The sequence below is a fragment of the Burkholderia sp. MS455 genome (assembly GCF_016899445.1).
In the GTDB taxonomy this organism is placed as follows: Bacteria; Pseudomonadota; Gammaproteobacteria; order Burkholderiales; family Burkholderiaceae; genus Burkholderia; species Burkholderia pyrrocinia_C.
This window is the reverse complement of the sequence record NZ_CP041779.1, coordinates 1,966,980-1,991,526: the sequence shown is the minus strand read 5'-3', so window position 1 is coordinate 1,991,526 and position 24,547 is coordinate 1,966,980. Positions and strand designations below refer to the sequence as shown.

The window sequence follows — 24,547 nt, the reverse complement described above, 5'->3', positions numbered from 1 at the left end:
AGAGCCCTGTCCGTATTGAATGCGGCAATGACATGGGACTTTTTCTCGTGAACACGATGAACGTGAAGGGTTAGGGGCTGGCCGGTGCGGCCAGCGAGGGGCCAGGCGTATTTTTTCGGTGCTGCGCACGACGCTCGATGCTACGTGGCATCGGGTTCATCGTGGAATGAGACGGGTTCTAATTTTCGTGGCAAAAAGGAAGAAAGCACGGACGCGAGGGGCAGGTGTCGCAGCAGCCGGGGCAGGAACTGTCGCGGGGCGATCGGGGAGGCGTCGTACCTCTGCGGCAATCGCTCGCCCCGAAGTGAAAGGGTCGCATCAAACTCCGATTCATGACCCGCCGTCCGTCGTGCGGCGTATTCGAACTGGCGGTCCATGTTGTCGCCAGCCGTTCATTTTGGCTCGCCGCCCCTAAATCGCTGTAAACTCACGCTTTTGCTGCCACGCCCCCACATTCCAGATGTCCCAATCCCCCAAAGTAGGTTTCGTTTCGCTCGGCTGCCCGAAAGCGTTGGTCGACTCCGAACAAATCATCACGCAGCTGCGCGCCGAAGGTTATGAAATCTCCGGCACCTACGACGGCGCCGACCTCGTCGTCGTCAACACCTGCGGCTTCATCGACGAAGCCGTGCAGGAAAGCCTCGATGCGATCGGCGAGGCGCTGACCGAGAACGGCAAGGTGATCGTCACCGGCTGCCTCGGCGCGAAGTCGAGCGCGAGCGGCTCGAACCTGATCGAGGAAGTCCATCCGAAGGTGCTCGCCGTCACCGGCCCGCACGCGGTTGGCGAAGTGATGCAGGCCGTGCATTCGCACCTGCCGAAGCCGCACGACCCGTTCGTCGACCTCGTGCCCGCGGCCGGCATCAAGCTCACGCCGCGCCACTACGCATACCTGAAGATTTCCGAAGGCTGCAACCACCGCTGCACGTTCTGCATTATCCCGTCGATGCGCGGCGATCTCGTGTCGCGTCCGGTCGCCGAAGTGATGCTCGAGGCCGAGAACCTGTTCAAGTCGGGCGTGAAGGAACTGCTCGTGATCTCGCAGGACACGAGCGCTTACGGCGTCGACGTGAAGTACCGCACGGGCTTCTGGAACGGCAAGCCGATCAAGACACGCATGACCGACCTGGTCGCCGCGCTCGGCGAACTCGCGGCGCAGTACGGCGCATGGGTGCGCCTGCACTACGTGTATCCGTATCCGAGCGTCGACGAAGTGATTCCGCTGATGGCCGAAGGTCCGTTCAAGGGCCACGTGCTGCCGTATCTCGACGTGCCGTTCCAGCACGCGCACCCCGAAGTGCTGAAGCGCATGAAGCGTCCGGCGAACGCCGAGAAGGTGCTCGAGCGCGTGCAGAAGTGGCGCGAGATCTGCCCGGACCTGACGATCCGCAGCACGTTCATCGCGGGCTTCCCCGGCGAGACGGAAGAGCAGTTTGAAACGCTGCTCGACTTCATCCGCGAGGCGGAACTCGATCGCGTCGGCTGCTTCGCGTACTCGCCGGTCGAAGGTGCGACCGCGAACGAACTCGACGGCGCGCTGCCCGACGATGTCCGTGAAGAACGCCGCGCGCGCTTCATGGAAGTCGCCGAGGAGGTGTCGGCGAACCGCATCCAGCGCAAGGTCGGCAAGACCCTCAAGGTGCTGATCGACGAAGTCGGCGAAGAAGGCGGGATCGGCCGCACGGCAGCCGATGCGCCGGAGATCGACGGCGTCGTTTATGTCGAGCCGGCGACGAAGGCGTCGAAGCGCTACAAGGTCGGCGATTTCGTGTCCGTGAAGATCACGGGCGCCGACGGCCACGATCTGTGGGGCGAGGTCTAAGCGATGCGCGTCGCATTTCCGGAGATCCTCGCGCTCGGCGAGGCGATGATCGAATTCAACCAGTCGCAGCCGGGCCGTCCGGAATTCCTGCAGGGCTTCGGCGGCGACACGTCGAACTTCTGCATCGCGGCGGCGCGCCAGGGCGCGTCGACGGGCTTCGTGTCGGCGATCGGCGACGATCCGTTCGGCCGCCTGCTGGCCGACATGTGGCGCGCCGAGCGCGTCGATACGACGTACGTGCGGATCGATCGCATGGCGCCGACCGGCGTGTATTTCGTCACGCACGGCGCCGACGGCCACCAGTTCGACTATCTGCGCGCGGGTTCCGCGGCGAGCCGCTATGCGACGGGCGATCTGCCGCTCGACGCGCTGGCCGCGGCGAAGGCCGTGCACCTGTCGGGCATCAGCCTCGCGATCAGCACCGCAGCGTGCGACGCCGCGTTCGCAGGGATCGACCATGCGCGCCGCAACGGCGCGAAGGTCAGCTTCGACACGAACCTGCGCCTGAAGCTCTGGCCGCTGCCGCGCGCCCGCGCGGTGATGCGCGAGGCGCTTCGCCAGACGGACATCTGCCTGCCGAGCTGGGACGACGTCACCGCGCTCACGGGCGCGAACGATCGCGACGCGATCGTCGATGCGATGCTCGAACACGGGCCGCAGGTCGTCGCGTTGAAGCTCGGCAAGGACGGCGCGTATGTCGCGACGCCGAACGAGCGGCGCGTCGTGCCGGGCTTCGCGGTCGAGGCCGTCGACGCGACGGGCGCGGGCGACTGCTTCGGCGGCGCCTTCGTCGCGCGGATCGTCGCGGGCGACGATCCGTTCGCGGCGGCACGCTATGCGAACGCCGCGGCGGCGCTGTCGACGACCGGTTACGGCGCGGTCGCGCCGATTCCGCACCGCGATGCGGTGGAGCGCCTGATGCAAGGCTGACGCGGCACGCGCACGCCGGCCACGGCCCCGCACGATCGATTCATTCGAACAGAAGGATGAGGAGGCAACATGCAACGTGAAGTGGTGGTGGTGAGCGGCGTGCGTACCGCGATCGGCGATTTCGGCGGCGGCCTGAAGGACATCGCGCCGACCGAGCTCGGCGCACAGGTCGTGCGCGAAGTGTTGCGGCGTGCGCAGGTGTCGGGCGACGAGGTCGGCCACGTGGTGTTCGGCAACGTGGTGCACACGGAGCCGAAGGACATGTACCTCGCACGCGTCGCCGCGATCAATGGCGGCGTCGCGCAGCATGCGCCGGCGCTCACGGTCAACCGGCTGTGCGGTTCGGGGCTGCAGGCGATCGTGTCGGCGGCGCAGGGCGTGCTGCTCGGCGATGCGGACATCGCGATCGCGGGCGGCGCGGAGAACATGAGCCGCGCGCCATACGCGATCCCGGCCGCGCGCTTCGGGCAGCGCATGGGCGACATGCGCGCGGTCGACATGATGGTCGGCGCGCTGAGCGATCCGTTCCAGACGATCCACATGGGCGTGACGGCCGAGAACGTCGCCGCGAAGTACGGCATTTCGCGCGACGCGCAGGACGCGCTCGCGCTCGAATCGCACCGTCGCGCGTCGCACGCGGCGAAGGCCGGCTACTTCAGGGAGCAGATCCTACCGGTCGAGCTGATCGGCTCGAGGAAGGGCACGCCGGTCGTGTTCGATCGCGACGAGCACGTGCGCCACGACGCGAGCCTGGACGATTTCTCGAAGCTGCGCCCCGTGTTCGTGAAGGAGAACGGCACGGTGACGGCCGGCAACGCGTCGGGCATCAACGACGCGGCCGCCGCGGTGCTGCTGATGGAGCGCAGCGTTGCCGAGAAGCGCGGCGCAAAGCCGCTCGCGCGCCTCGTCGCGTATGCGCATGCGGGCGTCGATCCGGCCTACATGGGGATCGGTCCCGTGCCGGCCACGCAAAAGGTGCTCGAGCGCGCGGGGCTCACGGTTGCCGATCTCGACGTGATCGAGGCGAACGAGGCATTCGCCGCGCAGGCATGCGCGGTGACGAAGGAACTGGGTCTCGACCCGGCAAAGGTGAATCCGAACGGGTCCGGCATTTCGCTCGGCCACCCGATCGGCGCGACGGGCGCGCTGATCACCGTCAAGGCGCTGTACGAGTTGCAGCGCATCGGCGGCCGATACGCGCTCGTGACGATGTGCATCGGCGGCGGGCAGGGCATCGCCGCGATTTTCGAGCGAATCTGAAGCAAGGAGCAACGCAAGGTGGGTCGATATTCGGAATGGCAACGGGCGCTTGTCGTCGCATGCGCGCTGGCGGCGGGCATCGCGCTGCCGGGCGCGGTCGGGGCGCAGGCCGTCGCGCCGGGCGCGCAACAGGATGAGGCGGCACCCGCGCGGCCGCTGCGGCCGAATCCCGAATTCGCCCGGCTGCCTCGCTACGAAGGCACGCTCGGCGACCGGCCGATCGTCGTGCATCTCGGCCCGAAGACGGATGAGGAAGGCGTGCACGGCGAATACCAGTTCGCCGATACGGGCGAGGTGGTCCTGCTCGCGGGCGATCGCGATGGCGATACGCTCGAGATCGAGGAATCGAACGACGGCACGAACATCTCCGGCGTATGGATCGGCCGCTTCGACGCGACGGGCGATCTGAAGGCCGACCGGATGAATTCGGACGAATCGGACCCGCAGCCCGTCGTGCTGCGCCTGGCGCCGGGCAAGCGCGCGGCGCTGCAGGTGCGCGACGGCCGCGTGCAGGAAATCGAGACGGTGGGCTCGGTCGTCAATCTGCGCACCGACGACTGAGCCCGCGCTGGCTCGGTGTGCGCGGCGCGCATTGTACCGGGCCAAATGCGCCGATTTTGGCTAATCTAGCGACATATTCCGCAACCGAACGGCCTTGTGCCCGGCTTCCTGTCATGACTGCATCCACTCCCAAGCGCGCGCTGCAAACCCGCATCGTTCAACCCGACGACGTCATTCCGGAAGGCTTCCGTTCGTTCGTGCCGCCGGTCGCGCGCGCATCGACGGTCGTGTTCCCCGATCTCGCGACGATGCGCGCGCTCGTCTGGCACAACGACAACCAGTGGCGCTACGGGCTGCATGCGACGCCGACGTCGCTCGCGCTCGCGCAGCGGCTCGCCGAGATCGAGGGCGGCACGCACGCGCTGCTGCAGCCGTCGGGCCTCGCGGCGATCATGAACGTCTATTTCGGGATCGTGAAAGCCGGCGACGACGTGCTGATTCCGCACAACGTGTACGGGCCGAACGCCGATTTCGGCAACTGGCTCGCGAAGGATTTCGGCATCGCCGTGCGCTTCTACGATCCGCTCGTCGGCGCGGGCATCGCCGAGCTGATCCAGCCGAACACGCGGCTGATCTGGATCGAGGCACCCGGCTCGGTGACGATGGAAGTGCCCGACGTGCAGGCGATCGCGGCGGCCGCGAAGGCGCGCGGCATCGTCACCGCGATCGACAACACCTATTCGGCCGGGCTCGCATTCAAGCCGTTCGAGCACGGCGTCGACATCTCGGTGCAGGCGCTGACCAAGTATCAGTCGGGCGGCAGCGATGTGCTGATGGGCGCGACGATCACCGCGGACGCCGAACTGCACGCGAAGCTGAAGCTCGCGCGGATGCGCTGCGGGATCGGCGTGTCCGTCGACGATTGTTCGCTCGTGCTGCGCAGCCTGCCGAGCATGCAGGTGCGTTTCGACGCGCACAGCAAGAGCGCGCTCGCGCTCGCGCAATGGCTGAAGACGCGGCCGGAGATTGCTTCGGTGCTGCACCCGCAGATCGCCGACTGCCCCGGGCATACGTCGTTCATGCGTGACTTCACGGGCGCGGGCGGGCTGTTCTCGGTGGTGTTCGACGATCGCTACAGCGCGGAGCAGATCGACCGTTTCGTCGAGTCGCTCGAACTGTTCGCGATCGGCTGGAGCTGGGGCGGCGCGTGCAGCCTCGCGATGCCTTACGACGTCGCGTCGATGCGCCCGGACTGGCCGCATCGCGGCACGCTGGTGCGTTTCTATGTCGGTCTCGAGGACGAAGCCGACCTGCGCGCGGACATCGAGCGCGCGATGCAGGCCGCACTCGGCTGATCGCAGGCCGATAACGCCCCGCGAAAAACGAAACGCCGGCGCGATGCAACATCGCGCCGGCGTTTTTCATTCGAGGTCGCGCGGGATCAGAACAACCGCAGCAGCCCGTCGAGGCCGACATGATCGAACGCGACCGTCGCCGCGTCGCGCACGACGGGCTTCGCGTGGAACGCGACCGACAGGCCGGCTTCGGCCATCATCTTCAGGTCGTTCGACCCGTCGCCCATCGCGATCGCGCGGTTCGGCTCGAGGCCGAGCGACGCGCACGTGTCGCGCAGCAGGCGTGCCTTCACGTCGGCGTTGACGATCTCGCCGAGCACCTTGCCGGTCAGCTTGCCGTCGACGATCTCGAGCGTGTTCGCATGCGCGTAGTCGAGGCTGAGGCGTGCCTTCAGCCGCTCGGTGAAGAACGTGAAGCCGCCCGACACGAGCAGGGTCTTCATGCCGGCGGCTTTCACGCCGGCAAGCATCGTCTCGGCGCCCGGCGACAGTTGCAGCCGTTCCTCGTATACGCGCTCGAGCGCCTGCGCATCGAGCCCGGCCAGCAGCGCGACGCGGCGCGTGAGGCTTTCGTTGAAGTCGCGGATCTCGCCGCGCATCGACGCTTCGGTGATCTCGGCGACCTGCGTCTTGAGCCCGCAGAAATCGGCGATTTCGTCGATGCATTCGATCGTGATCAGCGTCGAATCCATGTCCATCACGACGAGCCCGAAATCGCCGAGCGTGCGGCCTGCCTCGACGAACGCGAAGTCGAGTGCGTGCGTGCCGCAGTACGCGTCGATGTCGAGGCGCTGCGCCGGGTTCGCGTTTTCGATGCGCAGCGCGTGATCGTCGGTCTGCACGATGCGGGTGCCGCGCGACAGCGCGAGCAGCGGTTTGTGATGGGCGTCCGACAGCGGCGCAAGACTCTGGATGACGAGGTTGTGGGTCATGGCGGGATGGTTGCGAGGCGAATGAAATGCATGCGCGGCCAACGGACGGCCGCCTGCGGACGCGGGCCCCGTTCGGCTGCGGGCCATGGCGTCGCGAACGCGCCATTGTAGCCGGTTGGCCGGGCCGGGCGATCGCGGCAGGTACGAATCCTGAGGCCGGACTCGCAACGGCACGCCCGCCGCGCGGGCCGAACGTCAACGCTTATTGCCCGTCCACGCGATCCCAGTACGGCGGATCGCCGAAATGTTCGGCCAGAAAGGAGATGAGCGCGAGCGTCTTCAGCGGCACGTGTGCGCGGCTCGGATAGACGGCCCAGATCGCGACGTCGTCGGCGAACGGATAGTCGTCGAGCACCGTGACGAGCGCGCCGCTCGCGAGCAGCGGGCCGACGTCCCAGGTCGACTTGATCGCGATCCCGAAGCCGTCGACGAGCGCTTCGCGGATCGCCTCGCCGTTGCTGGCGACGAGCCGGCCGGCGACCCGCACGGTCAGCGGGCCTTGCGGCGTCGCGAACGACCAGTCGCGCTGGTTGCCGAGGATCACGCACTCGTGCTGCGCGAGGTCGGCCGGATGGCGCGGCGTGCCGCGTTCGGCGAGATACGCGGGCGAGCAGCACAGCACGCGGCGGTTCACCGCGAGCTTGCGCGCGACGAGCGTCGAATCCTTCAGCGCGCCGAGGCGGATCGCGACGTCGTAGCCGTCGTCGACGAGATCGACGATCTCGTCGGACAGCCGCAGGTCGAGCGACACCGACGGATAGCGGCGCAGGAACGCGGGAATCACCGGAGCGACATGCTGGCGGCCGAACGACGACGACATCGATACCTTCAGCCGCCCGTACGGCTCGCTGCGGCCGCGGCCGACCGACGCGCGCGCGGCGTCGGCGGCCGACAGCAGCGCGTCGGCGCGCGCCATGAAGACCTCACCGTCCTGCGTGAGGCTGATGCGGCGCGTGGTGCGGTGCAGCAGCCGCGCGCCGAGCTGGCGCTCGAGCTGCGCGATGCGCGCACTCGCGACCGCGGCCGACACGCCGAATTCGCGCCCGGCCGCGGTGACGTTCGCGAGCAGCGCCGCGCGCACGAACAGCGCGACGTCGAGCAGGTCGAGCGGCTTGTCGGGTGCCGGAATCGGATCGGACGCCATTATTCTGAAATTCCTGAAAATGTTTCAGGAAATATAGCTGTTTTCTCGAATGATCGGGTTGCCTACGATGACGTTCATGGGGCTGCGCCGCGGCCCGCCCGTTTCCCTGAAAGGAGTTTCGTGATGAAAGCCGTTGGACTGACCCGCTATCTGCCGATCGACGACCCGCAGGCCTTGCTCGACGTGGAGCTGCCGCAGCCCGTGCCGGGCCCGCGCGACCTGCTCGTGAAGGTCGAGTCGATTTCCGTGAACCCGGTGGACACCAAGGTGCGCGCGCCGAAGTCGCAGGTCGAGGACACGCCGCGCGTGCTCGGCTGGGATGCCGCCGGTACGGTCGTCGCGGTCGGCGCGGACGTCACGCTGTTCCGGCCCGGCGACGAAGTGTTCTACGCGGGCAGCATCACGCGACCCGGCGCGAACAGCGAATTCCATGCGGTCGACGAACGGATCGCCGCGTTGAAGCCGCGCACGCTCGACTTCGCCGCGGCCGCGGCACTGCCGCTCACTGCGCTGACCGCATGGGAAGCGCTGTTCGACCGGCTGCGCGTGTCGCCGCAGGGCGCGGACGCCGGCAAGTCGGTGCTGATCATCGGCGGCGCGGGCGGCGTGGGCTCGATCGCGATCCAGCTCGCGAAGGTGCTCGGCAAGCTGCACGTGATCGCGACCGCGTCGCGGCCGGCGTCGGCCGAATGGGTGCGCTCGCTCGGCGCGGATGCGGTGGTCGACCATTTCGGCGACCTGCCTGCACAGTTGCGCGAAGCCGGGCATCCGAATGTCGACTACGTGCTGATCTTCAACGACACGGACCGCCATTTCCCCGCCGCGGCGGAAGTAATCCGGCCGCAGGGCGGCATTTGCACGATCGTCGAGAACGGGAAGCCGGTGCCGGTCGAACTGCTGAAGGCGAAGAGCGCCGCGTTTCACTGGGAGTTCATGTTCACGCGCGCGATGTTCGAGACGCCGGACATGATCGAGCAGCACCGGATCCTCGGCGAAGTCGCGCGGCTCGTCGACGGCGGCGCGCTGCGCACGACGCTCGGCGAACAGCTCGGCGCGATCAATGCGGCGAACGTGCGGCGCGCGCACCAGTTGCTCGAAGCCGGGCGCACGATCGGCAAGCTCGTGCTGAGCGGCTTCTGAGCGCCTGCAAACCCGTCGCGTCGTGCGAGGCCCTTCGAGGAGGCATCCCCCACTGTGACTTCCTTCGGGGCGGAAAGCCTGCGGTGGCCCGGCGTTTTCTCGAGAGCCGGCAGCGCGCGTAAGGTTGCAACGCCGCGAACGCAAGCGGGGTAACACCCGATGCGTTTGCGGCGCATTGCATGCCGCTTGGCGGTAGACTGGCAACGCATCATGCATCGAAAACCGCGCGGCACGCGCGTGCCGCCGCATTACAAGGAGGTCAGCATGAGCCAACGCAGCTTGTCAGTCGCCGCATCGTGGTCGGCCGTGTTCGCGGCGGCGTGCGTCAGCGCGAGCGTATTCGCGGCGCCGCCGGTCAAGGGCAGCCTGAAGGGCGGCGGTACGGGACAGCTCGAATACACCGTCAAGGTCGACTCGAAGACCTTCGGCAATACGCAGGAGACCCGCAAGATCCGCTCGGGCGAAACGGACGACTTCAACTGGAAGTCGGTGCCGCCGAGCGGCGCGGTCGCGTTGCCGGACGGCTGCCCGAACGCGGACAACCTGCCGCGCGACGCGAACGGCGCGATGGTGCGCCAGACCCAGGTGCGGCTGGCGCCGTCGGTCGATGCGAAGGGGACCGCGAACGTGCAGATGAGCTTCCAGGCGGCCGCGCCGAAGGGCACGCGCACCGTGACGGCCGGCGGCAAGTCGCTGCAGTGCCCGGACGTCGTGTCGGTGAGCCAGGTGAAGTGGGTGTCGATTCCGACCAACGGCGGTTCGAAGTCCGTGACGATGAGCGACGGCACGAAGGTGACGGTGTCGATCAAGCGGTGAGCAGCGCGCGGGCCGGCGTTTCGTCCGGTGCGCGCGCAACGGATTCGACTGGCGGGACGAGCAGGGCGGCACGTGAACGTTTCGTGTCGCCGTCACGATGCTTTCCCGCGACCTGCTTCGCGCTATGTTGCCGCGGCAACGGCATTGCAACTGTTTGCCGCGCGTCCGCTCAGCGTGCCAACCTGCGTGACGTCATGCGGATGTCACGTTATGCTCCGCCACATCATCACCTTCCTGTAACGATATCCCGATGAAATTCCGAATGTGCATGGTGTTGTCGGCCGCTGCGTTCGTCTCCGCGCACGCGCAGGCGGCCGACGATTGCAGTTTCGTGAAGAAGGTCGAGCTGCCGGCGCGGCAGCAGGTGGCGGTCGTGTCGAGCGGCGCACTCGAACCGTGCTCGACCGGCAGCTATGCGGTGCGCGTGTATTCGACCGCGCATGCCGCACCCGGCTTCGATACGGACGACTACGTGACGGGGGCGCTGCATGCGCGCGATGGCACGGTCACCGATGCGTTCACGGCCGACCTCGGCGCACGCGCGCCGCAGGCGCTCGTCGTGACGACGCGCTCGGCCGGCAGCGGCGGTTATGTCGGTGCGCAGGCCTATGTGACGACACCGCGTGCGGTACGGCTCGTCGCGTCGGTCGACGGGCTCGCGCCCGACGCGGACATCGCGGCCGCGTTGCGGCAGGCGATCGGCAAGCGCCGCGTCGCGCGCTGACGCGCTGGTCGCGCAGCGCGCGTACGCATCGCGCGGCGCCGCCGCGTGTCAGTGCGCACGCTCTTCGAGCCGCGCTGCGAGAAAGCGGTGATCGGCCGAGAACAGCCGGCGATAGGTCATCAGCACCGCGCCGACGGTGCCGAGCGCGGACGCCGCGGCGATCAGGAACATGATCACGATCTGGTAGCGCACGGCCTGCAGCGGCGACTGGCCGGCCAGCACCTGGCCCGTCATCATCCCCGGCAGGCTCACGACGCCGACGACGGCCATCTGGTTCAGCGTCGGCAGCATGCCCGCGCGCACGGCCTGGCGCGCGGCGTCCTGCGCGGCTTCCCAGCGCGTCGCGCCGAGCGCGAGCGCGGTCTCGACGCGGTCGCGGCGTGCGGTGAGCTCTTCCATCATCCGCTCGACGCCGAGCGACACGCCCGTCAGCGTATTGCCGAGAATCATCCCGAGGATCGGAATCGCGTATTGCGGCGCGTACCACGGATGGATGCGGATCACGACGAACAGGCCGACCGCCGCGACGAACCAGCTGCTGAACCAGATCGACGCGATGCTGTCGATGCGCTGGCCGCGGTACGTGCGCTTGCCGCGTCCCGCGCCGGCGAAACCGGCGATCAGCGTCATCAGCGCGGTGAGCGGCAGCACGACATACCAGTGCGGATGGCCGAACACCCAGCCGAGCACATAGCCGATCGCGAGCAACTGCACGACGGTGCGCACGGCCGCGAGCGCGAGCTTGCGGCCGAGGCCGAGCGACAGCGCCGCCGAGATCGCGCCGTTGATTGCGACGAGCGCGGCGGCGATGCCGACGTCGACGAGGCTCAGGTCCTGCAGTGCCGGGCTCATCGCGCAGCCTCCATCTGGTTTGCAGCGTGCAGCACGCCGGCCTGCATCACGAGCCGCGTCGTGCCGATCCGTTCGGCCTGGGCCGGATCGTGCGAGATCCACATATACGCGCGAGCGTCGGGCGCCGCGTCGAACCACGCACCGACGAGCGCTTCGATCGCGCGCGCCGATTCGGGATCGAGCGCGGAGGTCGGCTCGTCGAGCAGCAGCACGTCGGGGGCGAGCTGCAGTACGCGCAGCAGCGCGGCGATCTGCGCTTCGCCGCCCGACAGGTCGCTCGCGCGCTTGTCGAGAAAGTCGGGGCCGCGGCCGGCACGTGCGGCGAGCGTTTCGGCGCGCGTGCGATCGAACGCGACGTCGCGATAGATCGCCAGCGAATACGGATAGCGCAATTGCGATTCGACGGTGCCGTCCATCTGCGCGGGGCGCTGGCGCACATATGCGACGCTGCGCCGGTAGCGCGGGATCGCGCTGCGCCGGATCCGGCGGCCGCGCCACAGGATGTGGCCGCCGTCGAGCGGATCGAGCAGCGCGAGCGCGCGCAGCAGCACGCTCTTGCCCGACCCGGACGGTCCCGTGACAGCAATTCGCGATCCCGCTGCGAGGCTGAAATCGGTCGGGGCGAGCAGGGTCTTGCCGCTGCTGGCGTCGCGCCGCGTGATGCGCTGCGCCTCGATGAGGCCGGTGGGGGCTGTCATGTCACAAATGAAAAAAAGCGTTAATGGCGCCGAAAGGTCGCCGTGCCGTGCGTCATAATACCGATTGAAAAGCCGCGAGTGTCGTGCGCCGTTCGTCCACGCAAGCGGCCCGGCATGGTGCGGCAACATGTCAGAACAACAACGGAACCGCCATGACGCTAACCCGAGCCATCGGCAAATCGGCTGCATGGATCGTCGGTATCGTCGCGGTGCTCATCGCGGCGGCCGGCGTCTTTCTCTTCACATTCGACTGGAACCGCGCGAAACCGTGGGTCAACGAACAGGTGAGTGCCGCGCTCGGCCGCTCGTTCGCGATCAACGGCGACCTGAAGGTCGGCTGGCGTCGCCCCGACGGCGAGACCGGCTGGCGCGCCTGGGTGCCCTGGCCGAGCTTTTCGGCCACGCAGCTCGAGATCGGCAACCCAGACTGGGCGAAGGCGCCCAAATTCGTCACGCTCGATGCCGCGCACTTCGATCTCGCGATCCTGCCGTTGCTCGCGCATGAAATCGTCATTCCGTCGATCGACGTCGTGAATCCCGCCGTCGACCTCGAGCGGCTCGCCGACGGCCGCAACACGTGGACCTTACAGTTCAAGCAATCGGCGCAGCCGTCGCCGTGGAAGGTACGGCTCGACAGCTTTGGCTTCGCGAAGGGCACCGTCACGTATCGCGACGCGATCACGAAGGCCGACCTGAGCGTCGCGATCGATACGCTCGGGCAGCCGATTCCGCTCGGCGACGTGCTGAAGGAACAGGAGCAGACGTCGCGCGCGGCGTCCGCGCAGCGTGTCGGCAAGCACGGCGCCGCGCAACTGAGCGCGAAGGCGAACGCGGAAGCCGCGTCGAGCGCGTCGGCGGCGCAGGCTGCGGGGGCGTCGTCGTCCATGGCGGTTGCGGCAGCGTCTGCGGTTGCGCCTGCGCCTGCGTCGTCGGCAGCTCCCGCGTCCGGTGCGTCCGCCGCATCCGGTGCAAGCGGCACCGCGGCACCCGCGAAGCCGTCCGGCCCGACCTATGCGTTCGGGCTGAAGGTCGACGGCCGCTACAAGAACGTGCCGATCAGCGGCACCGGCAAGCTCGGCGGCGTGCTCGCGGTCGAGGACACGTCGCGGCCGTTCCCGCTGCAGGCCGACGTGAAGGCCGGCGACACGCGGCTCGCGATCGTCGGCACGCTGACCGACCCGCGGAATCTCGCGGCGCTCGACCTGCGCCTGTGGCTGCAGGGTACGTCGATGTCGCACCTCTATCAGCTCACCGGCATCACGCTGCCCGACACGCCGCCTTATGCGACCGAGGGGCGGCTGATCGGCAACTTCAAGCGGCGCGCGAGCACGTTCCGCTACGAGAACTTCAACGGCCGCGTCGGCGGCAGCGATCTCGGCGGCACGCTGTTGTACGAGCAGCGCGAGCCGCGACCGAAGCTGTCGGGCGAACTCGTGTCGAACCTGCTGCAGTTCTCCGATCTCGCGCCGGTGATCGGCGCGGACACGGCCGCGAGCAAGGCGAAACGCGGCGACACGACGCGCCAGCCGCCGGGCCGCGTGCTGCCGGTCGAGACGTTCCGTACCGACCGCTGGCGCGCGCTTGACGCGGACGTGAAGTTCACCGGCCGCAAGCTGATCAAGAGCGCGAACCTGCCGATCACCAACCTGTACACGCACATCGTGATGCAGGACGGCGTGCTGTCGCTCGAACCGCTGCAGTTCGGCGTCGCGGGCGGCACGCTCGCGACGACCGCGCATCTCGACGGCAGCGGCGCGCCGCTGAAGGGCCGCTTCACGGTGGCCGCGCGGCACCTGAAGCTCAAGCAGTTGTTCCCGACGCAGAAGGTGATGCAGTCGGCGCTCGGCGAGATCAACGGTGACGCGTCGCTGTCGGCGACCGGCAACTCGCCGGCCGCACTGGCTGCGACGTCGACCGGCGAAGTGAAGGCGCTCATCACCGACGGCCGTATCAGCCGCCTGCTGATGGAAGCCGCGGGGCTGAACGTCGCGAACGTCGTCTACGAGAAGCTGTTCGGCAATCGCGACGTGAACATCAATTGCGCGGCGATCGACTTCGTCGCGACCAACGGGATCCTCGACCCGAAGGTGTTCGCGCTCGATACCGACGACGCGCTGATCAACGTCGACGGCCCGATCAGCCTGCGCGACGAAACGCTCGACTTGAAGATCCATCCGCACACGAAGGGTTTCCGTATCTTCTCGCTGCGCTCGCCGCTGTACGCGAAGGGCACGTTCAAGAACCCGGACGTCGGCGTCGATGCGGGTGCGCTCGCGCTGCGTGCCGGCGCGATGATCGGGCTCGGCCTGATCAACCCGTTCGCGGCGCTGATTCCGTTGATCGCGCCGAGCAACAACAAGGACGTGCCGTGCTCGCAGCTGTTCGGGCAGATGAAGGAGAAGGCAGCGCAGAAGGAGGCGGCGAAGGCCGGCAAGTGACATTGGCCTGATGCGGACGCGGGCGCCGGCGCCGCACGTGGCGGCCCGGCTGGCGGGGCCGGAACAGTGCGGTCGGCAGTTTCTCCGACACCTGCTAAAATACACGGTTTTCCGTCGATTTCTCTCTTACGGGACCTGCCGTGCTTTCTACTGCCAACATCACGATGCAATTCGGGCCGAAGCCCTTGTTCGAGAATATCTCGGTCAAATTCGGCGAGGGCAACCGCTATGGTCTGATCGGCGCGAACGGCTGTGGCAAGTCGACCTTCATGAAGATCCTCGGCAGCGACCTCGAGCCGAGCGCCGGCAACGTCGCGCTGGAGCCGAACGTGCGTCTCGGCAAGCTGCGCCAGGACCAGTTCGCGTACGAAGACGTGCGCGTGCTCGACGTCGTGATGATGGGCCACACCGAGATGTGGGCCGCGATGACCGAGCGTGACGCGATCTACGCGAACCCGGAAGCCACCGACGACGACTACATGCACGCGGCCGAGCTCGAGGGCAAGTTCGCCGAATACGGCGGCTACGACGCCGAGGCGCGCGCGGGCGCGCTGCTGCTCGGCATCGGCATCGAGGAGAAGTTCCACAACGGCACGATGAGCGACGTCGCGCCGGGCTGGAAGCTGCGCGTGCTGCTCGCGCAGGCGCTGTTCTCGAAGCCCGACGTGCTGCTGCTCGACGAGCCGACCAACAACCTCGACATCAACTCGATCCGTTGGCTCGAGCACACGCTCAACGAGTACAACTCGACGATGATCATCATCTCGCACGATCGTCACTTCCTGAACTCGGTGTGCACGCACATGGCCGACATGGACTACGGCACGCTGAAGGTCTGGCCGGGCAACTACGACGACTACATGCTGGCATCGGCACAGGCGCGCGAGCGTCAGGCCGCGGCGAACGCGCGCGCGAAGGAGCGCGTGGCCGAACTGCAGGACTTCGTGCGCCGCTTCTCGGCGAACAAGTCGAAGGCCCGCCAGGCAACGAGCCGCGCGAAGCAGATCGACAAGATCAAGATCGAGGAATTCAAGCCGTCGTCGCGCCAGAACCCGTTCATCCGCTTCGAGTTCGAGAAGAAGCTGCACAACGTCGCGGTGGTTGCCGAAGACATCACGAAGAAGTACGAGCGCACGATCTTCCAGAACTTCAACCTGTCGGTGCAGCCGGGCGAGCGGATCGCGATCATCGGCGAGAACGGCGCGGGCAAGACGACGCTGCTGCGTTCGCTGCTCGGCGCGCTCGAGCTCGATCACGGTACGGTGAAGTGGTCCGAGAACGCGAATGTCGGCTACATGCCGCAGGACACGTACGAGGAGTTCCCGAACGACATCACGCTGATGGACTGGATCGACCAGTACCGCAAGGACGGCGACGACGAAACGATGGTGCGCGGCACGCTCGGCCGCCTGCTGTTCTCGTCGGACGACATCAAGAAGTCGGTGAAGGTGCTGTCGGGCGGCGAGAAGGGCCGCATGATCTGGGGCAAGCTGATGCTCGGCCGCCACAACGTGCTGCTGATGGACGAGCCGACCAACCACATGGACATGGAATCGATCGAGTCGCTGCAGATCGCGCTCGAGCAGTTCGAAGGCACGCTGATCTTCGTGTCGCACGACCGCGAATTCGTGAGCGGGCTGGCGAACCGGATCATCGAAGTGCGCACGGACGGTACGCTGTTCGACTTCGGTGGGAATTACGAGGAGTTCCTGACGAGTCAGGGGCAGGAGTAATTGTCCTGACGCTTCCGTTCATGTGCCGTGGTTAGACAGCAGGAAGCGCGGCGCATGGAGGGAAACCGCCAAAAACGCATCAGGCCCGTATCGACAGCATTGTCGATGCGGGCTTTTTCATTTCCGCCGCCGGCAAAGCCGGACAGCATCGTGCATTCCAGTTTCCTCCGATCAATCGACTTCGGGTAAATTACACTCCGAACGCCAATCCCCATTCCCCACCCCCCCACCCCCGACCCGGAGCCGCCCCTCGATGCAGGACCATCCTCTGCCGCTCGACCTGTCCGGCCTTGCGCCAAGCCTGTACGCGCAGGGCACCGAGGAAAGCATCCTCGCGCGGCTGATGGAGCGGATCGCGCCTACGAATCGCTTCTGCGTCGATATCGGCGCGAGCGACGGCCTGCGCAACAGCAACACCGCGCGGCTGCTGCGCGAACAGGACTGGGCTGGCGTGCTGGTGGAAGGCAGCGCGTACCGGTTCGGCAAGCTTGCCGCCCAATACGCGGGCGCGGAGCGCGTGCGTTTGCACCACGACCGCGTCCAGCCCGACACGGTCGACCTGTTGCTCGCCGATGCGAACGTGCCCGCCGACTTCGACCTGCTGTCGATCGATATCGACGGCAACGACTACTGGGTGTGGCGCGGCCTGCAAGCGTTTCAGCCGCGCATCGTGGTGATCGAATACAACCCGTACTACACGCCGCCCGAACGCTGGGTCATGTGCTTCAATCCGGACCACGAATGGGATGGATCGACCTATTACGGCGCGAGCCTCGAATCGCTCGTTCATCTCGGCAGGCAGAAGGGCTATGAGCTCGTCTGCTGCGACGACATGGGCAACAACGCATTCTTCGTGCGGCAGGACCTGTACCCGCTGCTCGGCATCGCGAACAACGCTCCATCGGTGCTGTTCCGCCCGGCGATGTACAAGCTGCGCTACGTCGGGCACAACACGTTCCTGAGCGGCCATCCATATCGGCACGGGCCGGCCGAGCACATCTGAATGGACCAGCCTGCCGTCACCTTCGACGAAATCCGCGACGCCTATGCGCTCGGCCAAAGCGGGCCGCCGCGGCAGGTCGGCGAACGCGTATGGCACCTGCCGATCGACGACGGCGGCGTGGCGGTCAAGCTCTATGCGCCGGAGCATCATGCGCGCGCGGCCAAGGAAGCCGCCGTCCTCGCGCATTTCGAGACGCATGGCGATGTCCGCTTCCGTGTCCAGACGCTGAAACGCACGACGGCCGGCGAACCGCTGTGGACGGGCACCGGCGCGCGCGCGATGCTGACGCACTGGGTAGCGGGGCAGTTCAGAACCTACGATACGTTTTCGCCTGCCGAATGGGATGCGCTCGGCGCGAGTCTGGCGGCGTTGCATTTGAGCCTCGAACGGCTTCATCTGCCGTCGCTCGACACGATCCGCGCGCGGCTGACTGCGATCGACGCGGACGCGGTGCGCCGCAGCCTGCTGGACGCGCTGGATCGCGCGCGCTCGAACGACGGCGCCGCGAACCTGCACCGCTATGTCGAACTCGCGCTGCGCATGATCGACCGCTACCATCCGGGCAGCGTCGAAGCGTTTCCCGCCGACGATCCGCAGCACCCGATCCACAACGATTACAACCAGTTCAACTACCTGTTCACGGACGCGGGCACGCCGCCGCTCATCCTCGACTGGGAAGCGTCGATCGGCGCGCCGCGCGAATACGAGCTGGTGCGTTGCCTGAATCATCTGCCGCTGGAGGCGCCGCACCTGGCGGAAGCCTTCGTGCGCGCGTACCGGCGGGTCCGGCCGGTGGATCCCGCGCGCATCGCATGGGCCGTCGATGCCGCGTGTCTGCAGCACGCGCTCAAGCTGTGGGTCGTGCAAGGCTGGCTCGACGATCCCGTGCGCTTCGCCGCGCACCTGAACGGGGCGGTGACGATGGCGTCCGCGATGGTGGACGCGCGCGGCCGTCTCGTCGATTTCTTTTCCCGTTGCATGGAAGCAGGAAGCTGAAGTGAATGCGAATCCGAACCGGGCCACGAACCCGCTGCCGTCCGGCGAACGGCAACATGTCTTCCCGCCGCCGCTGGATCGCGATTACCGCGTCGAAGACGGGCGCGTCCGGACGCGCTCGCTGGAAGCGCATATCGTCGATCACTGCAACCTGACCTGCGCGGAATGCTGCTCGCTGTCGCCGCTCCTGCCCGAGTGGCATGCGAACCCCGATTCGCTCGAGGCCGATCTGCGCATGGCCGCGAAGGTCTTGAGCCCGCGCATGTTCAAGCTGGTCGGCGGCGAACCGCTGCTGCATCCGGCGCTCGTCGAGCTGATCGAACGCGTGCGTGCCACGGGCATCGCGCCCGTGATCTCGGTCACGACGAACGGCCTGAAGCTCGGCGAGATGCCGGACGCGTTCTGGCAGTCGGTGGATGCGCTGACGATCTCGCGCTACCCGAAGCCGTCGTTGTCGCCCGACCTGATTGCGTATGTCGAGCATCAGGCCGCACGCTTCGACGTACGTCTGAACTGGAAGGTGCAGGACGTGTTCACGACGATGAATCGCGCACAGCCCGGCACGGATCGCGACGACGCGCAGCGCCTCTATCGCGATTGCTGGATTCGCGAGCGGTGCCATATGATTCGCGACGGCATGTTCTACACGTGCACGCGTCCCGCGCATTTCCATACGCTGTACAAGGGCGAGAAGGATTTTCAATCCGACGGCCTGCCGTTGCGCGACGATGCAGGCATGCTCGACGCGATGCTCGCCTATCTGCAACGCGAGGTGCCGCTCGAAGCGTGCCTGCATTGCCAGGGCGGCAGCGCGCCGGTGGCGCCGCATCGCATCCTCAAACGTATTGAAGTGGACACCCTGAAGGCTCGTTATCCATGATCGTCGGCACGCGCGACCTGTTCGGTTTCGATCGTCTGCACTACCATCCGCGCAGCGGCGTATCGGCGTCCGGCATCCGGGCCGTCCTGCATGCTTCGGGGCAACCGGCCGGCGCGCCGGACACGGCCGCCATCGCGGGCTACCTGAGCGGCGAGCGTCCCATCAGTCGCACCGTGCTGCGCGACGTGCTGGCGGTGCCGCCCGGCCATGCGCTGATCCGTTCGCCGCAAGGGCTGGCGGTGCAGCCGGCGCCCGAGCGGCCGCAGCGCGGCGATCTGGAAACCGTGCTGCGCGCATCGCTGCAACGCGCGCTCGACAGCGGCAAGCGCGTCGCGCTGGCGCTGAGCGGCGGGCTCGATTCGGCGCTGCTGCTCGCGTTGCTGCGCGAACTCGGCGCGCAGCGGCACGTGACGTCCTACATCCTCGCGACCGACATGCCGGACTATTGCGAACGGGATGCCGCACTCGAACTGGCCGCGCAGATGCAGGCGACCGTGAAGATCGTGCGCGCGAACGAGGCCGATTTCGTGGCCGCGCTGCCGAGAACGACCCATGCGGTCGAGGAGCCGATGTTCAACCTGCATCCGGTCGCGAAGCTGCTGCTGGCCGAGGCGATGGCCGCGGACGGCATCGAGGTGGCCATCACCGGCGACGGTGCGGACCAGGTGCTGCGCCGCGACCGGTCGGCCAACTATCTGCCGCTGTGTCATGCGTTGTTCGATGCGGCGTCGGTCGACCTGCATCCGCCGTTTGTCGACGCCGCCGTCGTCGCGCATCTGACGAGCATCGCGCCCGATCCGGACAAGCAGTGCCTGCGCGATCTCGGTGCTCGCCTGAACCTGCCGGACCGTCTCGTGCACGGCCCCAAGCGCGGGCGGCTCGCACCGGCGATGGACCTCACGAAATGGCTCGATCGCGACCGCACGCGCGCGCTCGCCGATACGCTCGGTCTTACCGCGCCCACATTGCAGGCGGATACCGAACGCGTGCTGTGGGCGACGCTGACGCTGATCCTCGATCATCTCGACCACTTCCACTTCGATGCCGCGCATCGCCCAACCTGAGCCGCTCATGAAACGCATCCTGTTCTGCGTGGTACCCGAAAAAGGGCACGTCAATCCGTGCATCGGCCCGGCCCAGCATCTGCGCGCCGCCGGCTGCGACGTCGCGTTCTACGCGCCGGCCGACATCAGCGCGCAGCTCGCCGGCGCAGGCGACTTCACGTTCGTCGGGCCGCGAGAGACGCCCGAACGCCACGACCTGTCGCGCGGCGCGAGCTTCGCCGCGAACATTCGCGATTCCGACTGGCTGCGGCACTGGATCCGCACGCTGCTGATCGACCTTGCACCCGCGCAGGTGGACGGCATCCGCGCGGTGCTGCGCGAATGGCAACCCGACGTGGTCGTGATCGATCCGCTGCTCTATGCGGCGGCGATCGCCGCGGAGCTGGAAGGGCTGCCGTGGGTCTCGATGTCCAATTCGCTGAATCCGGTGCTGCCGGACGATCTCGATTCGGAACTGTTGCGCACGGTGCGCTGGCTCGCGCCGGAGCGCACGCGCCTGTTCGCGCGCTACGGTCTCGACGCGCGCTTTCGCGGTTGCGACATCCTGTCGCCGCATCTGACGCTCGCGTTCACGACCGACGCACTGGTCGGCGCGCCGCCGCCGGGTGTCGAACTGGTCGGGCCCGCGCTGCCGTCCGGCCCGCGCGGCGACGAGACGCCGTTCCCGTGGGAACGCCTCGACGCGGATCGCCCGCTCGTCTACATGTCGCTCGGCAGCCAGCTTTATTACCACCCGGACGTGTTCGCGAAGGTCATCGAAGCGATGCGCGCGACGTCGGCGCAACTGGTGCTGTCGGTGGGCGAACTGGTCGATTCGGATCTGCTGCCGGCCGGCGACGAGCGCGTCGTCGCGGTGCGTTATGTGCCGCAACTGGCGCTGCTGCGGCGCACGCACGCGTTCGTCAGCCACGGCGGCGCGAATTCGGTGATGGAGTCGCTCGCGTGCGGCGTGCCGATGCTGCTGTCGCCGTTCTGCAACGACCAGTTCCATTCGGCGCACTTCGTCGAGCGGGCCGGCGCCGGGTGCGTGCTGGATCTGCAGCAGGCCGGTGTCGCGGACATTACCGATGCGCTCGAACGCCTGTTGCGTCCCGGCCCGCTGCGCGAGCACGCGGCGCGCATCCGTGCGAGCTACGCGCGCGATGGCTCGGCGCAGGCCGCCCGCCTGATCAGCGAACTCGCTTCAGGAAGCCGCCTGGCGACAGCGTCATGAGCACGCGGTCCTCGATGTCCTCGTCTACCTCGAACCGGCCGTCGCAGGCGAGAAATTCACGTACGGCCGTGGCGGGGTTGTTGCCCTTGCCGTACGGCTTGCCGTCGAACATCGATGCCGGCAGATACTCCATGATGGTGTCCATCACGATCGCGTAGCTGCCGGGCGTTACGAGGGATGCATAGCATTCGAGTTCGCGCAGCACGTGCGCGTGCGTATGCGTGAGATCGAGGATCGCCATCACGCGCGCGCCGTCGCCGATCTGCGCGCGCACCGACGCGAGCGTGTCGGCCGCGCACGATTCGCCTTCGATCAGCACCATGCGATGGGCGAGCCGGTGCGATTGCAGGCGCTGCCTGACCTCGTCGCGCAGGCGCGGTTCGATCGCGACGACGCGGCCGCAATCGCCCGTCAGTTCCAGCATCGATGCGGAGAACACGACGCCGCCGCCCGCCGCGATGCCGGTCTGCACGATGCAGTCGGGGCGCTCGCGCCAGATCAGTTCCTGGAGCGCGAGCATGTCGCCGGGCAGATGGAAGAAGCGCTCGCCGAGCCAGCGCGTCTGGAACAGATGGTCGAATTCGGCAGCGCGCGTCAGCCATTCGATGTTGATGTCCCGCATGCGGGCCGAAGGACGCTCTGACATGGTCAATGCAACGAGTAGGAGTGACGTGAAAACGCTGGAACCCTGGCTTCACCGGCACTGGAACCTCGGGCCGGCGCGCCTGCAGGCGCTGTCGTCGGGCCATACTAACAAAACGTACCTCGTCGAGTGCGATTCGGAGCGCGTGGTGCTGCGCGTGTCGTGGTCCGGCAAGCCGGTCGAGCAGGTGCATCGCGAGGCGTCGATACTCGGCGATCTCGGCCGTTCGCGCACGGCGCCGATGCTGCCCGCGCTGCCGCGACTGCGGCCGACCGTGGACGCGCAGTCCGGAGTGCAGGCTCCCGATGGAAGCTGGCTGCATGTGTTCGAGCATATCGACGGCAGCCCCGGCCTGCCCGACGATACGCAAGCGGGCGCGATCGATGCGATGCGCGCGCTCGCGCATCTGCATGCGGCGCTGGCATCGATACCCGCGAGCGCATCGGCGCCGCTGGCGTGGCTGTCGGCGCGCCATGCGCGCGTATCGGCACGTAAGATGCCGTCCTTGTCGGCCGACTTGAGCCGCCACTACGAGACGATGATCCGGCGCATCGGCGCGCATCTCGAAGTCGCTGCACGCTGGCTGACGGGGCCGGTGCATTGGCTGCACGGCGACTATCATGCGGGCAACCTGTTGTATGTGGGGCATACGGTGAATGGCGTGCTCGATTTCGACGACGTCGGGCAGGGCGCACAGTGGCTCGAGGCGGCCTTTGCGCTGTTCGCGCTGTCGCGCGATGCGGGCAGGGACGATCGCTTCGTCTTCGATGCGCAGCGATGGGAGGCCGGCCTGCAAGCCTATACGGCGACGCGGCCCGATGCTGCGCCGGACTGGATGCGCGCGAACCGCGCTGCGTTGATATCCCTGTTCTGCGTGGACCAGACGCTGATCCATCTGGAAGCCGCGCAGCGCGGCCTGTGGATGCCGGGGCCCGGCATCGGGTTTCTCGGCGGCTGGCGGCAGTTGCTGGACGGCGCGGCGCCCTGAAGCCGGCCGCCGCGTCAGGTTTGTCGATTCAGGAACAGGCGCACGGCTTCGACCGTGTTGGGCCGCGCTTCGCCATGCCGCGATCCGTCGTGCATGCAGAACAGCACGTCGCGATGCCGTGCCGCGCTGTCGGCGACATGCGCGCGCATTGCGTCGAACAGCGCCTCGGGCGACGGCGCCGGGCGCTGCCAATCGTCGAGGATTGCGGTCCAGCCTGTGTGTTCGCGTTGAAGGCGTGCAAGTACGCCGGCGCGATTGTCCTGCGGTACCAGCCCATAAGGCAGGCGCAGCGGGATCGTATCCGGCGCGGGCATACCGGCCCGGCGATACGCGTCGCGAATCAGCGAGTCGGTCGCATCGATTTCGGCGATCAGCACGTCGTCCGCCAGCGCGCCCGGCTTCGCGTGGGAATGGGTGTGGTTGCCGAGCCGATGGCCTTCACGCGCCATTCTCGCCGCGATGTCGAGCGCGCCTGCGAGGTTCTTGCCGAGCAGGAAGAAGGTCGCGTTGCACGACGCGGCGCGCAGGACGTCGAGCAAGGGCGGTGTCGACGGGCCCGGGCCGTCGTCGAAACTGAGGTGAATGGACATCGCGGATGGACGCGCCGTTTGAGGTGGACAGGACAGAAGAAACGATAGCGCAAGTTCCGCGGGCTGGCGGCGGCCAGCCAATCGATTCGACGCGAGATCGGCCGGATGGCCGGAACGGCCGGCGACGACCCGTGACGCTACGCGTGTGCCCGTGACACGGATCGGCGTTCGCGCGGTCTGCCGGGTATCGCCGCCGTTCGTGTACCGCCCGCCGCGCGACTCAATCGGCCAGCCGCTTGTCCGCGAGCGCCTTGCAGCAGTCGTCGTACACCCATTGCACGAGTTTCGCCCGATAGTCGAGATCGTCGGTATCGACGATTTCCTCGACCGCGTCGCGCGCCCACGGCGCGTCGACGAACCCGGCGTGCCGCTTCGCGATGTCCTGCGCGAGCGCCGCGAGCTTGGCGATCGCGAGCCAGTCGGCCTGACGGTGATGGCGGTCGAGCCAGCGGTGCGCGGCCTGGACCTGGAACGTGGCGTCCGGCCACGATTCGTTGAGGTAAAACGCGCCGAGATTGCCGCAGGTGAGCCAGCAAAGCAGCTCCAGGCGGTCTTGCGAGCCGAGGGTATGGGATGCGTCGGACATGGCAGCGCTCACGAAATGCGTCGATTCCGGGCGGCGCCGGCCGCAATGGGCCGGTGCCGATAATAAAAACATAGCACGATGCGGGCCCGGCCGCGTACCCGGGCGGATGCTGGCACGACGGCGGCATGGCGGACACCGGGCCGGCGTTCACGCCGACGGCGCAGCGAGGGTGCGGCAGAGGCCGGAGTCCTTTCGAATGGCTGTCAATCGTCACACCAGTCGACCGCAACGCTCGCTAG

At 67.5% G+C, this 24,547-nt stretch carries 24 protein-coding genes; 16 read left to right on the top strand and 8 right to left on the bottom strand.

Features of this window, described 5'->3' with window-relative positions; all coding sequences use genetic code 11:
- Positions 1-460 precede the first annotated feature (460 nt).
- From rimO to FPJ27_RS28235, 5 genes are all read left to right on the top strand, one after another.
- The gene (gene rimO, locus FPJ27_RS28255; protein WP_034181306.1) at positions 461-1,822 is read left to right on the top strand and encodes a 30S ribosomal protein S12 methylthiotransferase RimO; all 1,362 of its coding nucleotides are present in this window, start codon (positions 461-463) and stop codon (positions 1,820-1,822) included.
- Between the two features lie 3 nt (positions 1,823-1,825).
- Positions 1,826-2,752, top strand: coding sequence for a sugar kinase (locus FPJ27_RS28250; protein ID WP_204423477.1), 927 nt, complete (start codon positions 1,826-1,828; stop codon positions 2,750-2,752).
- A 69-nt stretch (positions 2,753-2,821) separates the two neighbouring features.
- The gene (gene bktB / locus FPJ27_RS28245; protein WP_204423474.1) at positions 2,822-4,012 is read left to right on the top strand and encodes a beta-ketothiolase BktB; all 1,191 of its coding nucleotides are present in this window, start codon (positions 2,822-2,824) and stop codon (positions 4,010-4,012) included.
- An 18-nt stretch (positions 4,013-4,030) separates the two neighbouring features.
- Complete coding sequence (locus tag FPJ27_RS28240; protein ID WP_204423472.1) at positions 4,031-4,573, top strand: hypothetical protein; 543 nt, start codon at positions 4,031-4,033, stop codon at positions 4,571-4,573.
- 113 nt (positions 4,574-4,686) lie between these two features.
- Positions 4,687-5,868 carry a cystathionine beta-lyase gene (locus FPJ27_RS28235; protein WP_204423471.1) on the top strand — a complete coding sequence of 394 codons (1,182 nt, stop codon included), beginning with the start codon at positions 4,687-4,689 and terminating at the stop codon, positions 5,866-5,868.
- A gap of 86 nt (positions 5,869-5,954) precedes the next feature.
- On the opposite strand, the gene serB is transcribed toward FPJ27_RS28235, so the two are convergent.
- Complete coding sequence (serB, locus tag FPJ27_RS28230; RefSeq protein WP_204423470.1) at positions 5,955-6,800, bottom strand: phosphoserine phosphatase SerB; 846 nt, start codon at positions 6,798-6,800, stop codon at positions 5,955-5,957.
- 202 nt (positions 6,801-7,002) lie between these two features.
- Positions 7,003-7,944, bottom strand: coding sequence for a LysR family transcriptional regulator (locus FPJ27_RS28225; RefSeq protein WP_072441333.1), 942 nt, complete (start codon positions 7,942-7,944; stop codon positions 7,003-7,005).
- A gap of 123 nt (positions 7,945-8,067) precedes the next feature.
- On the opposite strand from FPJ27_RS28225, the gene FPJ27_RS28220 reads away from it, so the two are divergent.
- The 3 genes from FPJ27_RS28220 to FPJ27_RS28210 all read left to right on the top strand — a co-directional run bounded on the left by FPJ27_RS28220 (position 8,068) and on the right by FPJ27_RS28210 (position 10,624).
- Entirely contained in the window at positions 8,068-9,084 is a 1,017-nt protein-coding gene (locus FPJ27_RS28220; RefSeq protein WP_072441331.1) for a zinc-binding alcohol dehydrogenase family protein, read from the top strand.
- 264 nt (positions 9,085-9,348) lie between these two features.
- Positions 9,349-9,900 (top strand): DUF6013 family protein, encoded by a 552-nt coding sequence (locus FPJ27_RS28215; RefSeq protein ID WP_204423469.1) that lies wholly within the window; start codon positions 9,349-9,351, stop codon positions 9,898-9,900.
- Between the two features lie 250 nt (positions 9,901-10,150).
- Positions 10,151-10,624, top strand: coding sequence for a PliI family lysozyme inhibitor of I-type lysozyme (locus tag FPJ27_RS28210; RefSeq protein ID WP_204423468.1), 474 nt, complete (start codon positions 10,151-10,153; stop codon positions 10,622-10,624).
- 48 nt (positions 10,625-10,672) lie between these two features.
- Here FPJ27_RS28210 and fetB read toward each other — a convergent pair whose 3' ends face one another.
- Together fetB and FPJ27_RS28200 are read right to left on the bottom strand one after the other, a co-directional pair.
- Positions 10,673-11,476 carry an iron export ABC transporter permease subunit FetB gene (fetB, locus tag FPJ27_RS28205; protein ID WP_034181315.1) on the bottom strand — a complete coding sequence of 268 codons (804 nt, stop codon included), beginning with the start codon at positions 11,474-11,476 and terminating at the stop codon, positions 10,673-10,675.
- The gene (locus FPJ27_RS28200) at positions 11,473-12,174 is read right to left on the bottom strand and encodes an ATP-binding cassette domain-containing protein (RefSeq protein ID WP_204423467.1); all 702 of its coding nucleotides are present in this window, start codon (positions 12,172-12,174) and stop codon (positions 11,473-11,475) included. The genes fetB and FPJ27_RS28200 overlap by 4 nt, the downstream gene beginning before the upstream one ends.
- A 152-nt stretch (positions 12,175-12,326) precedes the next feature.
- On the opposite strand from FPJ27_RS28200, the gene FPJ27_RS28195 reads away from it, so the two are divergent.
- Together FPJ27_RS28195 and FPJ27_RS28190 are read left to right on the top strand one after the other, a co-directional pair.
- Complete coding sequence (locus FPJ27_RS28195; protein WP_204423465.1) at positions 12,327-14,612, top strand: AsmA family protein; 2,286 nt, start codon at positions 12,327-12,329, stop codon at positions 14,610-14,612.
- 140 nt (positions 14,613-14,752) lie between these two features.
- Entirely contained in the window at positions 14,753-16,345 is a 1,593-nt protein-coding gene (locus tag FPJ27_RS28190; RefSeq protein ID WP_072441319.1) for an ABC-F family ATPase, read from the top strand.
- Here the strand turns inward: FPJ27_RS28190 and FPJ27_RS28185 are convergent.
- Positions 16,330-16,494, bottom strand: a complete 165-nt coding sequence (locus tag FPJ27_RS28185) for a hypothetical protein (RefSeq protein WP_204423464.1) — start codon at positions 16,492-16,494, stop codon at positions 16,330-16,332. The genes FPJ27_RS28190 and FPJ27_RS28185 overlap by 16 nt on opposite strands.
- Positions 16,495-16,598: 104 nt before the next feature.
- Between FPJ27_RS28185 and FPJ27_RS28180 the strand changes: the two genes are divergently transcribed.
- Genes FPJ27_RS28180 through FPJ27_RS28160 form a run of 5 tightly spaced genes read left to right on the top strand, consistent with a single transcriptional unit; the run spans position 16,599 to position 21,501 of the window.
- On the top strand, positions 16,599-17,348 hold the full coding sequence (locus FPJ27_RS28180; protein WP_072441316.1) for an FkbM family methyltransferase: 750 nt from the start codon (positions 16,599-16,601) through the stop codon (positions 17,346-17,348).
- Complete coding sequence (locus tag FPJ27_RS28175; RefSeq protein WP_204423463.1) at positions 17,349-18,344, top strand: phosphotransferase; 996 nt, start codon at positions 17,349-17,351, stop codon at positions 18,342-18,344.
- A gap of 1 nt (position 18,345) precedes the next feature.
- Complete coding sequence (locus tag FPJ27_RS28170) at positions 18,346-19,224, top strand: 4Fe-4S cluster-binding domain-containing protein (protein ID WP_204423462.1); 879 nt, start codon at positions 18,346-18,348, stop codon at positions 19,222-19,224.
- Entirely contained in the window at positions 19,221-20,288 is a 1,068-nt protein-coding gene (locus FPJ27_RS28165) for an asparagine synthase-related protein (protein ID WP_204423460.1), read from the top strand. The genes FPJ27_RS28170 and FPJ27_RS28165 overlap by 4 nt, the downstream gene beginning before the upstream one ends.
- 7 nt (positions 20,289-20,295) lie before the next feature.
- On the top strand, positions 20,296-21,501 hold the full coding sequence (locus FPJ27_RS28160; RefSeq protein ID WP_204423458.1) for a glycosyltransferase: 1,206 nt from the start codon (positions 20,296-20,298) through the stop codon (positions 21,499-21,501).
- On the opposite strand, the gene FPJ27_RS28155 is transcribed toward FPJ27_RS28160, so the two are convergent.
- A complete protein-coding gene (locus FPJ27_RS28155) occupies positions 21,458-22,147 on the bottom strand; it encodes a CmcI family methyltransferase (protein WP_204423456.1) in 690 nt (229 codons plus the stop codon). The two genes, FPJ27_RS28160 and FPJ27_RS28155, sit on opposite strands and share 44 nt — an antisense overlap.
- Before the next feature lie 25 nt (positions 22,148-22,172).
- On the opposite strand from FPJ27_RS28155, the gene FPJ27_RS28150 reads away from it, so the two are divergent.
- Positions 22,173-23,132, top strand: a complete 960-nt coding sequence (locus FPJ27_RS28150) for a phosphotransferase (protein ID WP_239483327.1) — start codon at positions 22,173-22,175, stop codon at positions 23,130-23,132.
- 14 nt (positions 23,133-23,146) lie between these two features.
- On the opposite strand, the gene FPJ27_RS28145 is transcribed toward FPJ27_RS28150, so the two are convergent.
- Positions 23,147-23,722: a polysaccharide deacetylase family protein gene (locus tag FPJ27_RS28145; RefSeq protein ID WP_204423453.1), complete on the bottom strand. Its 576-nt coding sequence runs from the start codon at positions 23,720-23,722 to the stop codon at positions 23,147-23,149.
- Positions 23,723-23,942: 220 nt separating this feature from the next.
- Positions 23,943-24,308 (bottom strand): hypothetical protein, encoded by a 366-nt coding sequence (locus FPJ27_RS28140; protein WP_034181339.1) that lies wholly within the window; start codon positions 24,306-24,308, stop codon positions 23,943-23,945.
- Positions 24,309-24,547 lie beyond the last annotated feature (239 nt).

Bases quoted from the DNA above. Each gene is read 5' to 3' on its own strand.
- FPJ27_RS28220 (WP_072441331.1), top strand. From the start codon at position 8,068: ATGAAAGCCGTTGGACTGACCCGCTATCTGCCGATCGACGACCCGCAG.
- FPJ27_RS28210 (WP_204423468.1), top strand. From the start codon at position 10,151: ATGAAATTCCGAATGTGCATGGTGTTGTCGGCCGCTGCGTTCGTCTCC.
- FPJ27_RS28140 (WP_034181339.1), bottom strand. From the start codon at position 24,308: ATGTCCGACGCATCCCATACCCTCGGCTCGCAAGACCGCCTGGAGCTG.
- FPJ27_RS28235 (WP_204423471.1), top strand. From the start codon at position 4,687: ATGACTGCATCCACTCCCAAGCGCGCGCTGCAAACCCGCATCGTTCAA.
- FPJ27_RS28145 (WP_204423453.1), bottom strand. From the start codon at position 23,722: ATGTCCATTCACCTCAGTTTCGACGACGGCCCGGGCCCGTCGACACCG.
- rimO (WP_034181306.1), top strand. From the start codon at position 461: ATGTCCCAATCCCCCAAAGTAGGTTTCGTTTCGCTCGGCTGCCCGAAA.
- FPJ27_RS28180 (WP_072441316.1), top strand. From the start codon at position 16,599: ATGCAGGACCATCCTCTGCCGCTCGACCTGTCCGGCCTTGCGCCAAGC.
- FPJ27_RS28200 (WP_204423467.1), bottom strand. From the start codon at position 12,174: ATGACAGCCCCCACCGGCCTCATCGAGGCGCAGCGCATCACGCGGCGC.
- FPJ27_RS28185 (WP_204423464.1), bottom strand. From the start codon at position 16,494: ATGCTGTCCGGCTTTGCCGGCGGCGGAAATGAAAAAGCCCGCATCGAC.
- FPJ27_RS28155 (WP_204423456.1), bottom strand. From the start codon at position 22,147: ATGTCAGAGCGTCCTTCGGCCCGCATGCGGGACATCAACATCGAATGG.
- fetB (WP_034181315.1), bottom strand. From the start codon at position 11,476: ATGAGCCCGGCACTGCAGGACCTGAGCCTCGTCGACGTCGGCATCGCC.
- FPJ27_RS28175 (WP_204423463.1), top strand. From the start codon at position 17,349: ATGGACCAGCCTGCCGTCACCTTCGACGAAATCCGCGACGCCTATGCG.
- FPJ27_RS28250 (WP_204423477.1), top strand. From the start codon at position 1,826: ATGCGCGTCGCATTTCCGGAGATCCTCGCGCTCGGCGAGGCGATGATC.
- serB (WP_204423470.1), bottom strand. From the start codon at position 6,800: ATGACCCACAACCTCGTCATCCAGAGTCTTGCGCCGCTGTCGGACGCC.
- FPJ27_RS28165 (WP_204423460.1), top strand. From the start codon at position 19,221: ATGATCGTCGGCACGCGCGACCTGTTCGGTTTCGATCGTCTGCACTAC.
- FPJ27_RS28225 (WP_072441333.1), bottom strand. From the start codon at position 7,944: ATGGCGTCCGATCCGATTCCGGCACCCGACAAGCCGCTCGACCTGCTC.
- FPJ27_RS28215 (WP_204423469.1), top strand. From the start codon at position 9,349: ATGAGCCAACGCAGCTTGTCAGTCGCCGCATCGTGGTCGGCCGTGTTC.
- bktB (WP_204423474.1), top strand. From the start codon at position 2,822: ATGCAACGTGAAGTGGTGGTGGTGAGCGGCGTGCGTACCGCGATCGGC.
- FPJ27_RS28195 (WP_204423465.1), top strand. From the start codon at position 12,327: ATGACGCTAACCCGAGCCATCGGCAAATCGGCTGCATGGATCGTCGGT.
- FPJ27_RS28160 (WP_204423458.1), top strand. From the start codon at position 20,296: ATGAAACGCATCCTGTTCTGCGTGGTACCCGAAAAAGGGCACGTCAAT.